Genomic DNA, 14,769 nt, shown 5'->3' with positions numbered 1-14,769 from the left:
GAATTTGAAGCGGCAAAAAAGATTTATGAAAGTGCGACCCTGATATTTCATGGCGTGGACGGTTTTGATGTCTACAATATTTCGATTCCGTTCGTACGGGACGGGAAGCGCTATTTGTTCGGGCGGGTAGAACGCCGCGAGGAATGGGCCCGCTCTTGGGTCCGCCTGTTCGAAGAGACGGGACAGGATGAATGGACCTTGGTGAAGGACAGTATGATCTATACGCTGGAAGACCCTTACATCAGTGAAATCGGCGATGAGCTTGTCATGGGCGGGACGCATGTGCAGTATCAGCGCGGAAAATACAGCACGTTTTTCGGCTACTTCTTCCGGGGCACCGACCTTCACAATTTGTACTACTTCACGACCGGACCTAACAAAATGAAGGATATTCGCCTTGTTCCGCTATCGGATGGCAGGATCGGCGTCTTCTCGCGACCGCGCGGTGCGGAGACGAAAGCCAAATTCGGGAGCGAATCCATGATCGGCTTCACGGTCGTTGACAGACTGGAGGAGCTGACTGCGGACGTCATCGAGAACGCGCCGTACATTTACGGCATCTTCGGGGAAGGAGAATGGGGAGGCGTGAATCAGGCATATCTGCTCGACAGCGGCAAAATCGGCGTCATCGGCCACATTTGTTACCTGGATCAGAATGAGAACGGCGGGGAAGTGAAGGTGTATCTGAACATGGCCTTCGTCTTCGATCCAGCGACCCGAGAGTCGTCCGACCTTCAGGTGATCGGAAGCCGTTCCTGCTACCCGCCGGGACCTGCCAAGGCGCCGCATTTGGTCGACTGCGTGTTTACTTCGGGCATCGTGATGCGTCCGGACGGCAAGGCCGATCTTTACAGCGGCATTGGCGATTGTCAGGCGGGGCGCATTGCGATCGACTATCCGTTCGCAGGACATGGGTGTCTTGTTTAGGGGAGGAAGATAGGGGAGCTCGCGAATCCCGCAGTTTGCACAACGGCAGCGGGGAGGACGATGTTTCTTCCTGCTTGTGCAAGACGGCATCTTGGAGTCACCGTCGCGGATCGGCCGTGACGGTGACTCCAGGATATTTCCGAACGACTTTTTGAAAGGGAAATTCGCTATGAAGCGGCTTACAAGCCTGCCAAAAACGGAATCGCCAAATCGGCGATTCGCCGGTGCCCCGCCTCGTTCGGATGCAGTCCGTCCGAGGTAAAGTGCGGCAGCGTCAACCGGTTCAGCCCGCTTAGCTCATACAAGTTCAGCACGGGCAGCGCATATTGCCGCCCAATCGCCGCCACCGCATCCGCGTAATCGACAAGCCGGTGCCCCGCCGCATTCACATAAAAAATATCGTACCCGTCCTTATCCCGCTGCAGCGGCGTCCACAAGCTCAACCGGCAGCGCGGATTTTTCTTCAATATATGCTCGATCAGCGTTGTATAAGCCCCATAGAACGTATACACATCTGCCTTGCCAAGCTCGCCCAGCGGCTTATCGAGCCGGAAATCGTTCACGCCCGCCAAGATCGTCACGCAGTCGAGATCCGCCGCGATCGATTGTCCGACATGCGTCGTCGCGCCGTAATCGCGGTCTCCTCCGGCGGTCATCGGACACCCGCTCACCGCGTAGTTGAACACTTCCGAGAACCCAAGCGCCGACTGGACGAGCGGCTGGTAGCCGCCCGCCGCTGTAATGCTGTCGCCCAGCGTCCCCCACGTGGCGCCCAGCCACTTGCTCTGCAATGTCATCTCCATCGCCATCTATCGCTCCATCCTTATTTGCATTCCGTCTCAAAAGTAACCGCATCGACCGTCACGCCGGCATTCGCCTGACCCGGGCGCTCGCCGAGGTAGGCGCCTTGCTCGATCAGCCTGCGCTGCAGCTCGGGAATGGACACCTCGCGGAAGCCGACGCCCGCGGAGCCGGCCATCGCTGCGGCAATGCCGGCGGCCTCGCCCATAGCGAAGCAGTTCGGCATGACGCGCAGCGAGCCCTGCACCGGACGGTCGGACGAGACGGATCGTCCGGCGACGATCAGATTCGATTTGCCCTGCGGCAGCATGCAGCGGTAAGGAACGCCGTGCGACTCGCCCTTCGGCAAATGCTTGATCGTCATCGTGCTGCTGGCGTTCGCCAGATGAATGTCGATGAAGTACGAATTGCGGGCGATATCGTCCTCGAACGTCCGCATCGACAGGAAATCCTCCACGACAAGCGTGTAGTCCCCTTGAATCCGGCGCGTCTCGCGGATGCCGACCTGATCGCCGGAGTGCACGAGATGAATATGCTCGAAACCGGGCACATATTTGCGCAGGAAGCGGATCTGCGTATCGATCAGCTGGCGGCCTTCGATGGCGGCACGGGTGAGATCCTCCGCCTTCGTCCCGTCAATGCCGAAAATATGGCCGAAGTTGAACCCGACGATAGAGTCGGTAATCCACGCCATACCGGAAATCCGCTTGCGGCCATCCGGCAAATCGCCGTTCTTTTGCGCCTCCGTAACGGTCCTCTCCAGCTGCCCGCGTTCACCGGTCTCCTCCAGAAACTGCTTGAACCGCGCCCGGTCCGCCCCGGTCACCACATAGCACATCGTGCCCGGCTGAAGCTCGCCCTGATCGCCTCCGACCTGGAACGGCACGCCGGCCAGCGCCGCCAAATCCGCATCGCCGGATGCGTCGATGTACAGCTTCGCCTGCACCACCGACCGTCCCGACTTGTTGCTGATAACCAGCCCGCTAATCCGGTCTCCCTCCAGCAGCACTTGGTCCGCCACCGTGTGGAATAAGATTTTGGCTCCGCTTGCCAGCACCTCCCGGTCATACACCCGCTTTAGCGTCTCCACATCGATCGGCACCCAGTCGAGCAGGTCTTTGTACCGGCTCATAAAATCTTCCCCGGCCTCGATCTTCATCTTCTCCAGCAAATCCAGACCGATGCCGCGAATGACCGGCTTCTGGCCGTCGGTATAGGGGCAGAAGGCCGGCACCAGCGCCGCCGTCCCCATGCCGCCGAGATAACCGCGCTGCTCGATCAGCAGGGTGCTCGCACCATTGCGGGCAGCGGCAATCGCCGCAGCAACGCCGGAGGCGCCGCCTCCGATAACGACAACATCGGGGATGTAGCTCACTTCGAGATTTTGCGACGGAACCGTAACCGTTTTCTTAACCGTATTTGACATGGATATGCTCCTCCCATAATTCAAGAATGTACTGCAAAATGGCTCTTTTCTTAACATTATAGATACCGCGGAGGCGGGAACTAGTTTAATTTTAGTTTAATTAAAAACGATATCATGCTACGATAGACAAACATAGAATGGAGGTGCAGACCCGATGCCTATCCGCAAGAAAGTGACGCTGGACACGATCGCCAAGGAGCTCGGATTAACCGTCCAGACCGTATCGAAGGCGTTCAAGGGCAAGCCCGGCATGTCCGAGGCGACCCGGCAGAGCATCTTCCAAACCGCCGAGAAGCTCGGCTATTGTACGCTCGATCAGATCCGCAGCCTCCGGCTCGACCATATTACCCCTTATCCAAACGATCGGCGGCGCTTCGTGCTGGCGCAAACCCAGGAATCGGTTGCATATAACCGCCTGCTGCTGCAGGGGCTGCAGGACCGGTTTTTCTCCTTCGGGTATCAAATTGAGCTGCTGATGCTGCCCAGGGAGCTGAGGGAGCGGCAGATCGCCAAGTGGATCGAGGCAAGCGGCATGACGTACGCGGACGGGATTTTCATCGCGCCGAGCATCGACTCGGAAGCGTGGGAATCGAACCTGTTTCAGCTTCAGGTGCCGAAGATATTGCTTAATTTCCCGCCTCCAGGGGTAAAAATAGACAGTGTCATCTGGGACGTCTACGACGCGGCTTATCAGTCCGTTGCGTATTTGCACAGCCTCGGGCACCGGCGCATTATGTACGTAGGCGACATTCATAAGCAGCGGGGCTTCATTTTGCGCTGGCAGGCTTTCTGCTATGCGATGGACCGTTTTGGAGTCGGGGTGGACCCGGCCTTGCATTCTACCGGCGAGAGAACCGGCCCAAAGTGGCGGGAGCAGCTGATGGAGCAGATGGTTCGCCACGCGCCTACCGCGATCATCTGCGGGATTAACGACGAGGTGCCGATTGTCTATGACGCCTGCAGGCGGCTGGGTTGGCGCGTGCCGGAGCGGATCTCCCTAATCGGCTTCCTGAACGAGCAGCCCGATGACTCGCAGTTGCCTCCGTTCACTCGGCCGCTGCTGCCGATTCACGAGACCGGCTACCGCGCCGCCGACCGGATGCTGTGGCGCATCGCGAACCCGGCGCTGCCGTTCGAGCATATCCGGATTCATTGCGATCTGCATCTCGGCAGCACATCGTCCGCTCCATACAACTAAGGATTCAACCAGAAATCATAAGAATCACCTATGCCCATAGCCTCTTTTTTAAGAGATAATAAAGATACTGCTAAGGTGGGGGGCTGACATCAATGTTCAAACTGGTCATCGTTGACGATGAGCCGACAGTTCGGTATGGATTGAAACATTATTTCGATTGGAGCGCCTGCGGGATCGAAGTGGTGGACGAGGCGGAGAACGGGCTGGCGGCGCTGCAGGTCATTGAGCGGATTAAGCCGGACTTGGTGCTGACCGACGTCTGCATGCCCAAGATGGACGGCATCCAGCTGTCGAATATACTTAGCGAGCGTTACCCGCAGCTGAAGATCGTCTTCATCAGCGGGCATAATGATGCGGATTTTTTGAAATCGGCGCTTCAGGTGAAGGCGGTCGATTATATATTTAAGCCCGTCAATGTCGATGAGCTGACGGAGGTGATGGAGCGCGTCGTCGACGCGCTGCGGGCGGAGGAGCGGGAGCGCAGGCTCCTTGCGGATATGCAGGTGAAGCTGACCCAAGGCATGCCGCTGCTTCGTGAAAAGTTCCTGATGTCGCTCATTCGCGACGGAGCCGCTTCGCCTCTTCGCATTAAGGATCGGGTCGATTTTCTGGGGCTGCATCTGCCGTTCGAGGCTCCTTACTGGGTCATCGTCATCCGTCTCGATAATTCGGCGGACGTCGTGGAGTCGCGCTCCGAGCGGGACAAGCAGCTGCTGTCCTACTCCGTGCTCAATATCGTACAGGAGCTGATCGACCGGGAGATCGGGGGCTACGTCTTCGAGAACCGGATGGTCGAATTCGTAGGCATCCTTCGCATGAACGAGGGGGAGGACCAGGAGTCGCTGCTCTTTCAACTGGCGGAGGATGTGCGGGGCGCGCTCTATCAGTATTTGAAAATCAGCGTGACCATCGGCGTCGGAGAGCGGATTGCGAGCCTGGCTTCTTTGCCGCGTTCCTACGCTCAAGCCAGAGAAGCCGCCGATCAGCGGTGGCATCTCGGGAAAAATCAGATCATCTCCATGGACAATCTGGAGCAGAGCGATGACGGCGCCTACCGGTTCGATCCGGCTCAGGACGAGCGGATGATCTCCTCGCTGAAAGCGGCGGACGAGGACAAGCTGCTGGCCGGTCTTCAGGAAATCTACGACGCGTTAGCCCGCAGGCGCGGGGAGGGCTTCCAATACGGGCGCAACATCAGCCTGCAGCTGCTGCTTCTGGCAGGCCGGGCCCAGCTGGAGCTCGGCGTGTCACGGAAGGATGCGGAGGAGAAGGAGAGCCAGCTGATGGTTCAAGTGTTCCAGCAGGAGACGCTGGACGATCTCAGGCGGCTCGTCGAGCAGCATTTGCTCGAGGTGTGCGGACGGATTCGCGAGAAGCGCAGCGGCAAGTCGAAGAATGTGATCGAGCGCGTCCGGGCGTTGATCGATCAGCGGTACGCCGAGAACCTGCAGGTCGGGGATATGGCGAAGGAAGTTTTTTTATCCGCGACGTACTTGTGTCTGCTGTTCAAGCAAGAGACCGGCGAGACGATCAACGAGTACTTAACCAAGGTTCGCGTCGAGCAGGCGAAGGCGCTGCTGCGGGACCCGGCCAATAAGTTCTATGAGGTCTGTTATGCCGTCGGGTATTCGGACCCGAGTTATTTCAGCAAGCTGTTCAAGAAATATACCGGCTTCACCCCGAGCTCGTATCGGGATGATGTGATGTAAAGGCGGTGGAAGCAGATGAGGCGGTTCCTGACGCGAAGCTGGAGATATGTGCTGATGCTCATCAAAAGCGTGGTGGCGGCCAGACGTTGGCTGATCGCCTATGTGGTGCTGATTCTGCTGCCGGCTTCCGTACTGCTGTACTGGTATACCCAGAAATCCTCGCAAATTCTGGACGAAGAAGTGACGCAGACGATGCTGCAGACGCTGAAGCAGGCGGAAATCAATCTGAACAGCCGGTTCGATTCCATACGCGACACGTCCAATGCCATTCTGATGAATCCGAAGCTGCATACGTACCTGCGGGAATCGTCGTCCTATGCCGCTCAGCTGGATGCGATGAAGGAGCTGAGCTACCTGATCGATAACGCCCAGGCGAATCCTACGGTGCTGCGCGTCCGGCTGTTCGTCGATAGCTCCAAATACTTTTCCAACGAGCGGGTGAACTTCTTCCCGTGGGATAGCTTGCTGAACCGTTCATGGTACCCGGAGGTGGCGAACGCAGGCGGCCGAATGATATGGACGGGAGCGTATGAGGAAACGTATATCGATAAGGGCGATATCTACGTGGTATCGAATGCGCGGGTTTTGCGCGATCCCGACCGGTACGATGCGTTCTCGGGCGTACTCGTCATCGATGTGACGGTCAAGACGCTGGAGGACATTTTGTCGACGATCCAGCTGAACAATCAGCAGCATGTGTATATGCTTGCTCCCGACGGCACCATTGTGCTGGACAAGGACCGGTCGCTGCTTGGAACGAAGCTGAAGTCCGACGACGTGCTGCAAGCCATGGCAGGCCAAGGGGAGGGCGTAACCCCCATCGTGAAGGATAAGAACCAAAGCTATGTCGTCTTCACCACCGTCCGTTCCACCGGCTGGAAGCTGGTGGTCGAGGTGCCGAAGGCGGAGATCAGCTCGCGCGCCGTTGCACTGAACCAAGTATCCGGCATTGTCACTTTGCTGGGAGCGACGCTCTTGTTCCTGCTGTTGGTTTTTATCCTGATGGCTTTTGTCGTTCGGGGGTTGAACAACCGGATGCAGACCGTCATTAGAATGATCAGGCGGGAAGGCATCGAACGGCTGGACGAGAGGACCGGGGCGGCTGACGGGGGCGGGGATCTCAATCTGCTGGAAAAAAGCGTCGACCATCTCATCCGCAAGGTTCATGACTTGATGGAGGAGACGTTCCGGTCGAGAGTGCAGGAGCGGGAAGCGCAGCTGCGGGCGCTGCAGGCGCAAATCAACCCGCATTTCTTCTACAATATGCTGGATACGATCAACTGGATCGCCATCGGGCATAAGGCTCCCGAGATCAGCCAAATGATCGACGGGCTGGCCCGTTATTTTCGCTTGAGCTTGAATAAAGGCCAGGATGTCGTGAGCGTCACCGATGAGCTGGAGCTGGCGAAGGTGTACCTGGAGCTCCAGCAGAGCCGGTTTCCGCGGAGCTTCGTGTTCCATATACAGGTGGAAGGCTTGCTGGAGCTGTATGTGATGCCGAAGCTGACCTTGCAGCCGATCGTGGAAAACGCACTGCTGCACGGGATTCGGGAGTCGGAGCGGGAGTCCGGAGAAATCATCATCCGCGCAAGAGTAGAAGGGGAGGATCTGGTGCTCTCGGTCCATGATGACGGCATCGGCATGGCGCCGGAGCTGGCGAACCGTTTGCTCATGGAGCCGCGGCCTGATATGAAGGCGGACGGTACGGGCAGCTCCTACGGGTTGTACAATGTGAACGAGCGGATCAAGCTGTTCGCCGGCGAGGAGTACGGTCTGACGGTTCAATCGGAGCCGGGCGCAGGGACGACGGTGACCGTCAGGTTCAAGGGAGTGCAGCGAGAGAAACAAGGCCCGGCCCTTTAACCTGGAGATGTACACTATATAATGAGGTCCCTTCCTCGTGGAAGGGCCTCATTTTTTTATGCGGAGAGAATCAATGAACCCATCTCCCGCCCAAGACCATAAGAAACTACCAGAAACAAAAATATCACCATCTACAGTCATCCTGGCATCCTCCCTATAATAAACACATAACAACTTGGAGGTGAGTCGGCGATGAGCGTGACCGATGCAAGCTTGAAGCGCAGAAAAGTGCGTGCCGCAGTCATGAGCGATCGATGGAGGCTGTTCCGCTCCAACTTGGATCTCTACCTGATCCTGCTCCCGGGGCTGCTGTTTTTGCTATTGTTCAAATATACCCCGATGTACGGCATTGTCATTGCGTTCATGGATTTCAACATTTTCGACGGCGTGTCCGGCAGCAAGTGGGTGGGGCTCGACCAGTTCAATAAGCTGTTCCATTCGGAGGACTTCTACCACGTCTTTATAAACACATTGATCATCAGCCTGTACAAAATCGTCCTGCTCTTCCCGATCCCGATCCTGATCGCGCTGTTCCTGAACGAGGTGCGGAAGGTATGGTTCAAGCGGACGGTGCAGACGGTCATTTTCCTCCCGCATTTCTTATCCTGGGTCATCATTTCCGGGCTGTTCATGACGATTTTGTCCCCGAGCGGCGGCATGGTCAACAACGTCATTCAATATTTCGGCGGCACGCCGATCTCGTTCTTCCTAGACAACGACGTGTTCCGTAGTGTTCTCGTCTTCACCGCCGGCTGGAAGGAATCGGGCTGGAACGCCATCATCTTCATCGCCGCGATCGCCGGCATCGAGCAGGAGCAGTATGAAGCGGCCTCCATCGACGGAGCGGGACGCATCCGGCAAATGCTCTATATCACGCTGCCGGGCATCCTGCCGACGATCGTTCTCGTGCTGGTGCTGCGCCTCGGTCATTTGCTGGAAGCCGGTACCGAGCAAATTTTAACGATGTACAACTCGGTCGTCTATGAGTCGGGCGACGTTATCGGCACTTTCGTATACCGGCAAGGTCTTGGTCAGCAGGATTACAGCTTCAGCACGGCGGTCGGGCTGTTCAATTCCGTCGTCGGCTTCATCTTAATCATCTTAGGCAATGAACTCAGCAAGAAGCTCATCAAGCGAAGCATATGGTAGGGGTGGAACGAACTATGCGCAAAAAAACTTTAGGCGAGCGGTCTCTGGACGCTTTGATTTATATCATGCTGCTGGTCTGCGGACTCATCACGCTGCTCCCGCTCGTTAACGTGCTGTCCAAGGCGCTGAGCGAGGAATCTGCTGTCATCTCCGGCCAGGTCGGGCTAATCCCTGTCGGATTTCAGCTGGAGACGATGAAGTATGTCGTATCCTCAGCCCAATTTCTGCATTCGATTTCCGTCTCGCTGTTCGTCACGATCGTTGGGACGCTGCTCTCGATCCTGCTTACAGCAATTACGGCGTATCCTTTGTCGAAGAGACATCTGCCCGGCATCTCCCTAATCCTGATCTTGTTCATCTTCACCATGATGTTCAACGGCGGGATTATTCCAAACTACTTGCTCATCAAGCAGCTTCATCTGCTGAACAGCCTGTGGTCCATCATTCTCCCGTCACTGATCAGTGTGTTCAATATGCTTGTGATCAAAAGCTACTACGAATCTTTACCCGAAGCGCTCGAGGAATCGGCCAAAATGGACGGTGCCCGCAACCTGACGATTTTGTTCCGGATCGTGCTGCCTCTTAGCGGTCCCGTGCTGGCAACGATCGCGCTGTTCTATGCCGTGTACTTCTGGAACGACTATTTCAACCCGATGCTCTACATCACGAGCCCGAGCTTGAAGCCGCTGCAGCTATACCTTCGCGACATCGTGCTCGATGCGGACAGCTCCTCGATGGGCAAGACGGCGGACGAGCTGATGAACGCCTCCCCGGAAGGCATCCGGGCGGCCACCGTCATCGCTTCCATCGTTCCGATGCTGCTGGTGTATCCGTACTTGCAAAAGCATTTTGTCAAAGGCGTGCTCATCGGCTCCGTGAAAGGCTAAGTTTGCGTTAATGCCCAAACCTTAAGGGCTTAATGATATGCTAACATTATTAGGGGAGGTTTACGTATGCAACAGAAATACAGAAAACTGGCATTTCTATCACTCACCGCCTGCTTGTCGGTCGCAGCGCTGGCCGCTTGCGGCAATAACGCGGGCACAGGAGGCGACACCGACTCCAAAGCGCCGGCAGCTCCGGCTGCAACCGCCGGCCCCAAGCCGGAATTGAAAGCTCTGCAAATTTGGCAGAAGGACGATTACAACACCTACCCGGTAGCCAAATTTTTGGAGCAGGCGACCGGCTACAAGGTGCAGTACGATATGCTTCCGCAGGATAAGCCGCAGGATAAGCTGAACATACTGATCGCATCCGGCGAGCCTTACGATGTGGTAACAACGGCGGGCACCACCGATTTCAAAGCGCTTTATTCCGACTATGCCAAGAAGGGCGCGCTTGTCGATCTCGGTCCGCTGCTGGATAAATACGGTCCCAACATTAAAGCTGCGGTCGATCCGGAAGCGCTGGAAGCGGCCAAGGTGGACGGCAAGCTGTATGCCATTCCGACCAAAAGTCTCTTCACCGTCAACACCAGCTTGTTCATTCGCCAGGACTGGCTGGACAAGGTCGGGATGAAAGCGCCGACGACACTGGATGAGCTGACGGCTGTGCTGAAAGCTTTTAAAGAGAAGGACCCCGGCGGCAACGGGGATAAAAACATTCCGCTGACGGTCAGCGGCGAAGCCCCTTTCATCGCCAATATTGTAGGCGCTTTCGGCATGCCGAATTTCTGGAACGACGTGAACGGCAAGCTGACGCCGCGTGTCATGGACCCGGCTTACAAGGACTATGTCGCCTTCGTCACCGACTTGTTCAAGCAAGGGCTTCTGGATAAGGAGTATGCCGCTAACAAGGACGCTACCGCGAAAGAAAAATTCACCAGCGGCCGGGCAGGCATGATTATGATGAACTGGTCTGACGTACCGGCGATTATGGATGCCCTGACGAAGAACGTTCCTGCGGCCACGGGCGGGTTTATCCCGGCGCTGACCGGAAAGAACGGGCAAGTCGGCTTGTCCGCGACCAAGGGCTTCGATCGTATTACGTTCATTCCGAAAGCTTCGAAGCATCCGGAGGATACGGTCAAGTGGCTGAACGCCAAGCTGGAGAAGGACACCTTCAAGACGATGGCGATCGGGGAGGAGAATAAGCATTATACGCTCAAGGACGGCAATTATACGCCGATTAACCCGATTTTTACCGATGAGCGAAACCAGGCGAACAACTTCTTGACCGGTACGGACGACAAAAACTATCCGATCTACTGGCAAGCCCGCGTGCGCAAGGATATGCGACTGTTCGACGCTTGGAACTTTATGAACCGGGTGCAGCCGGAGACGACCAAGGTCGCCGACTTGTTAGGCTATGCGCCTTATATGCCGGAGTTTTCCAAGACCTTCCAATCGCTGAACACGATGGCGGGCGACTACACGACCAAGCTCATCTTCGGAGCGGAGCAGATCGGCAATCTCGACGCCTTCTTGACCAAGTACAAGGCGGCCGGCGGCGATGCCAGCTACAAGGAAGTTAACGACTGGTACGCCAAGGCGAAGAAATAATCGTCCGCAGTCAGCTGGTTTTTCATACAATTTATTATGGAGGCGTCACTTCATGTCTATTATCGGCTCTCTTCAATCCAGCCCGATCATTACCCGTCATCCAAGCAATCCGATCCTGACGGCGGCGGACGTTCCCTACAATCCGGCGCTTGTGTTCAACGCAGGTGTAACCAAATATGAAGGGCGCTACGTCATGCTGTTCCGCAACGATTACGGCAATGCGCAAGAGCAGACGCTGCTGCCGAGCAGCACGACCAACATCGGGCTGGCGTTCAGCAACGACGGCATTCATTGGGATGTGCAGCACAAGCCTTGCTTCGGCATCGAGAGCGAGGAGATCATCCGCACGTACGACCCGCGCCTGACGGTTATCGACGGCCGCTGCTATCTCTGCTTCGCGGTGGATACGAAGCACGGCGTGCGCGGCGGGGTGGCGGTGACGGACGACTTTGTCAGCTTCGAGGTGCTGAGCATGTCGGCGCCGGATAACCGCAACATGGTGCTGTTCCCGGAGAAGATCGGCGGTAAATACGTGCGTCTGGAGCGTCCGTTCCCGGTGTACGGCAAGGCCGGCAAGGACAGCTTCGACATCTGGATCTCCGACTCGCCGGATTTGAAATATTGGGGCAGCACGGAGCTGCTGCTCGGTCTGGAGAAGGTGCCGTTCGCCAATGACAAGATTGGCCCGGGCGCGCCGCCGGTCAAGACGTCCAAGGGCTGGCTGACGACGTTTCACTCGGTGGACATCGACCCGTCCCGCGGCAAGAACGGCTGGGAGCCGTTCTGGAAGAAGCGCTACTGTGCCGGCATCATGCTGTTGGATCTGAACGATCCGTACCAAATCGTCGGTATGAGCAGCGAGCCGCTGCTGGCCCCGGAAACGGTCTATGAGCGGGAAGGCTTCCGCAATGACGTCATTTTCCCCGGGGGCATGATTCTCGAGGACGACGGCGAGGTGAAAATCTACTACGGCGGCGCCGATACGGTGGAATGCCTGGCTACGGCTCATGTGGACGATCTTGTGAATTTGTGCTTGAACGGTAAGTAACCGACCGGCCTCATCTGTCATAGAGCAGCCCGGGGGAGCCCGATAAGGGTTCCCCCGGGCTTTGTTGTCTAAGAAAACCCCCAGTTCGACTGGGGGTTCAGGAAAGCTTATAGCTATGAGTAAAAATCCCTTGACCTTTATGATAAGATGATAGCCGGTCTGCCAACCGCAACATCAAATCAAGGAGGACAAGGGAATGGATAAGAGCAGTCTAGCACATACCCGCTGGAACTGCAAATACCATATTGTATTTGCACCGAAATATAGACGGCAAGTCATCTATGGGAAATTAAAAAGAGAGATCGGAAAGATCATCCGGGAGTTGTGTGAGCGCAAAGGGGTGGAGATTCACGAAGCGGAAGCGTGCCCGGATCACATCCATATGTTGGTGAGTATTCCACCGAAACTGAGTGTATCGGAGTTTATGGGGTACTTAAAGGGAAAAAGTTCGCTGATGATCTTCGATAAATTTGCGAACCTGAAGTATCGATACGGAAATCGGCAATTTTGGTGCAGAGGCTATTTTGTGGATACGGTAGGGCGAAACAGGAAAGCGATAGCCGAATACATTCGAAATCAACTAACAGAGGATAAGAACTACGAACAAATCACGATGAAAGAATTGTTCGACCCGTTTACGGGTGAGTCGGTAGGAAAGGGCAAATAAAAGAGCCCCTTTGAGGGGCAAGCCCGGGACCGCTCGCGGTTGGCAGACTTTCAGTGCGCCTTCTTAGGCGCGTGCTAGTACCATGCCCTTATAGGGCTGATGGAAGCCACCGGCTAAGCCGGTGGTTATGACTCTTCCGCCGAATGAAACGCAGTTGATCCGAAGTGCAGTCTGCCCCATTTCCAGGAGCTGTGTTACAATACCTTTTATAGTTAAAATACAGCGATCAGCATGGATTGGAGAGTCGATGCGAATGGGTACTGCAAGATTCCTATTCTGGAATCTCTTCTTGTAGCCGTTCTTTCCACATTACCGTAATGCCCAGACCGATAACCATAATGACCGCAGCGAAAAGGTAAGGATAGTTGATGTTGACATCGAATAAGATGCCGCCCGCCGCCGGGCCGACGATATTGCCCAAGCTCGTGTACGTGGAGTTCATTCCGGCGACGAAGCCTTGTTCTTTTCCGGCCGATCTCGATAAAAAGGTCGTCAATGCCGGACGCAGCAAGTCGAAGGCGAGAAAGATGAAGCAGGTCACCGTCAGCACGAGCCAGAAGCCGGAGATCAGGGTCGATGCTACCGCCAAGATTGCGCCTGTGATTAAGCAGATTTGAATCAGCTTCTTTTCGCCGAGCTTATCTACCATCCCGCCGAACATAAACAGCTGTACGACAACGCCGAAGATCGAGCTTATGGTAATGATGGCTGCGATGTCCTTGGGCGTATAGCCGAATTTATGATCGGAAAATAGGCTGAAAATTGTTTCATAGGCAGATAAACCGAAAGCGAGCACGAATACGATCGCAAAGGCAATGAAATACAGAGGGTTTAGCGATCTTCTTACATCGCCGAAAAAGCTGGTATGCTTCGTATTGGCGGAAATTTCCGCGAATTGCTCCTTCGTTAGCGGTTCCTTGAGAATAAATATTGACGATATGCAGGCTATGCAAGCAATCGCCGCCGCAAAATAGAAGGGCATGCGTATGCCGTATGCGGCAATAAATCCGCCGACGCCGGGTCCGATAATGAAACCGGTGCTGATGGCGGCGGACATGTACCCCATCGCTTTCGGCCGCTCCTCTAATGTGGTCACATCGGCGATATAGGCGGTGACGGCGGGCATAATAAAGGCTGCGCTAATTCCGCCCAAGACCCTTGCCGTATACAGCACCCATACATTTGTGCCCGAACCGAAGATAAGCTCCGATACGCCGAACAGAAATAAGCCTGCGATGATGATTTTCTTTCTGCCGTACCGGTCGACCCAGCGCCCGGCGAACGGCGACATCACAAGCTGCGCCGCAGCGAATACGGCGACAAGATAACCCATAGTTTGTCCCGACAAATGCATAATATTCATAAAGGACGGCATGACGGGGATGACCAGACCAATACCGAGAAAGGCAATGAACAGATTGCTTAATAGAATGAGTAATACCGTCTTTTGATCTTTAATAGATTTTTTCATATAAATGAC

General features: G+C 55.7%; 12 protein-coding genes. 9 read left to right on the top strand and 3 right to left on the bottom strand.

From position 1 onward, the window contains the following. Positions 1–54: 54 nt before the first annotated feature. Complete coding sequence (locus tag SK3146_RS11165; protein ID WP_249865144.1) at positions 55–927, top strand: DUF1861 family protein; 873 nt, start codon at positions 55–57, stop codon at positions 925–927. A 179-nt stretch (positions 928–1,106) separates the two neighbouring features. Here the strand turns inward: SK3146_RS11165 and SK3146_RS11160 are convergent, their stop codons facing one another. After that, on the bottom strand, positions 1,107–1,736 hold the full coding sequence (locus tag SK3146_RS11160; protein ID WP_249865143.1) for an SGNH/GDSL hydrolase family protein: 630 nt from the start codon (positions 1,734–1,736) through the stop codon (positions 1,107–1,109). Between the two features lie 14 nt (positions 1,737–1,750). Further along, complete coding sequence (locus tag SK3146_RS11155) at positions 1,751–3,154, bottom strand: FAD-dependent oxidoreductase (RefSeq protein ID WP_249865142.1); 1,404 nt, start codon at positions 3,152–3,154, stop codon at positions 1,751–1,753. Positions 3,155–3,308: 154 nt separating this feature from the next. Here SK3146_RS11155 and SK3146_RS11150 point away from each other — a divergent pair, with 154 nt between their 5' ends. The 8 genes from SK3146_RS11150 (at position 3,309) to tnpA (ending at position 13,289) form a co-directional block, all read left to right on the top strand. Continuing rightward, positions 3,309–4,352: a LacI family DNA-binding transcriptional regulator gene (locus SK3146_RS11150; protein ID WP_249865141.1), complete on the top strand. Its 1,044-nt coding sequence runs from the start codon at positions 3,309–3,311 to the stop codon at positions 4,350–4,352. Positions 4,353–4,444: 92 nt separating this feature from the next. Then, positions 4,445–6,061: a response regulator gene (locus SK3146_RS11145; protein ID WP_249865140.1), complete on the top strand. Its 1,617-nt coding sequence runs from the start codon at positions 4,445–4,447 to the stop codon at positions 6,059–6,061. 15 nt (positions 6,062–6,076) lie between these two features. Then, on the top strand, positions 6,077–7,924 hold the full coding sequence (locus SK3146_RS11140) for a sensor histidine kinase (protein WP_249865139.1): 1,848 nt from the start codon (positions 6,077–6,079) through the stop codon (positions 7,922–7,924). A 192-nt stretch (positions 7,925–8,116) separates the two neighbouring features. After that, positions 8,117–9,073 carry an ABC transporter permease gene (locus tag SK3146_RS11135; RefSeq protein ID WP_375295546.1) on the top strand — a complete coding sequence of 319 codons (957 nt, stop codon included), beginning with the start codon at positions 8,117–8,119 and terminating at the stop codon, positions 9,071–9,073. 14 nt (positions 9,074–9,087) lie between these two features. Further along, the gene (locus SK3146_RS11130; RefSeq protein WP_249865138.1) at positions 9,088–9,960 is read left to right on the top strand and encodes a carbohydrate ABC transporter permease; all 873 of its coding nucleotides are present in this window, start codon (positions 9,088–9,090) and stop codon (positions 9,958–9,960) included. Positions 9,961–10,026: 66 nt separating this feature from the next. Next, the gene (locus SK3146_RS11125; protein WP_249865137.1) at positions 10,027–11,574 is read left to right on the top strand and encodes an extracellular solute-binding protein; all 1,548 of its coding nucleotides are present in this window, start codon (positions 10,027–10,029) and stop codon (positions 11,572–11,574) included. A gap of 52 nt (positions 11,575–11,626) precedes the next feature. Next, positions 11,627–12,622: a glycoside hydrolase family 130 protein gene (locus tag SK3146_RS11120; RefSeq protein WP_249865136.1), complete on the top strand. Its 996-nt coding sequence runs from the start codon at positions 11,627–11,629 to the stop codon at positions 12,620–12,622. A gap of 196 nt (positions 12,623–12,818) precedes the next feature. Beyond that, complete coding sequence (gene tnpA, locus SK3146_RS11115; RefSeq protein WP_249860177.1) at positions 12,819–13,289, top strand: IS200/IS605 family transposase; 471 nt, start codon at positions 12,819–12,821, stop codon at positions 13,287–13,289. A gap of 271 nt (positions 13,290–13,560) precedes the next feature. On the opposite strand, the gene SK3146_RS11110 is transcribed toward tnpA, so the two are convergent. Next, complete coding sequence (locus tag SK3146_RS11110) at positions 13,561–14,760, bottom strand: MFS transporter (protein WP_249865135.1); 1,200 nt, start codon at positions 14,758–14,760, stop codon at positions 13,561–13,563. Positions 14,761–14,769 lie beyond the last annotated feature (9 nt).

This window comes from Paenibacillus konkukensis, assembly GCF_023523925.1.
In the GTDB taxonomy this organism is placed as follows: domain Bacteria; phylum Bacillota; class Bacilli; order Paenibacillales; family NBRC-103111; genus Paenibacillus_S; species Paenibacillus_S doosanensis.
This window is presented reverse-complemented; position numbering and strand designations above follow the sequence as displayed.

Excerpts from the sequence above, each read along its gene's own strand:
- SK3146_RS11160 (WP_249865143.1), bottom strand. The coding sequence starts at position 1,736 with ATGGCGATGGAGATGACATTGCAGAGCAAGTGGCTGGGCGCCACGTGG.
- SK3146_RS11155 (WP_249865142.1), bottom strand. The coding sequence starts at position 3,154 with ATGTCAAATACGGTTAAGAAAACGGTTACGGTTCCGTCGCAAAATCTC.
- SK3146_RS11150 (WP_249865141.1), top strand. The coding sequence starts at position 3,309 with ATGCCTATCCGCAAGAAAGTGACGCTGGACACGATCGCCAAGGAGCTC.
- SK3146_RS11145 (WP_249865140.1), top strand. The coding sequence starts at position 4,445 with ATGTTCAAACTGGTCATCGTTGACGATGAGCCGACAGTTCGGTATGGA.
- SK3146_RS11140 (WP_249865139.1), top strand. The coding sequence starts at position 6,077 with ATGAGGCGGTTCCTGACGCGAAGCTGGAGATATGTGCTGATGCTCATC.
- SK3146_RS11135 (WP_375295546.1), top strand. The coding sequence starts at position 8,117 with ATGAGCGTGACCGATGCAAGCTTGAAGCGCAGAAAAGTGCGTGCCGCA.
- SK3146_RS11130 (WP_249865138.1), top strand. The coding sequence starts at position 9,088 with ATGCGCAAAAAAACTTTAGGCGAGCGGTCTCTGGACGCTTTGATTTAT.
- SK3146_RS11125 (WP_249865137.1), top strand. The coding sequence starts at position 10,027 with ATGCAACAGAAATACAGAAAACTGGCATTTCTATCACTCACCGCCTGC.
- SK3146_RS11120 (WP_249865136.1), top strand. The coding sequence starts at position 11,627 with ATGTCTATTATCGGCTCTCTTCAATCCAGCCCGATCATTACCCGTCAT.
- tnpA (WP_249860177.1), top strand. The coding sequence starts at position 12,819 with ATGGATAAGAGCAGTCTAGCACATACCCGCTGGAACTGCAAATACCAT.
- SK3146_RS11110 (WP_249865135.1), bottom strand. The coding sequence starts at position 14,760 with ATGAAAAAATCTATTAAAGATCAAAAGACGGTATTACTCATTCTATTA.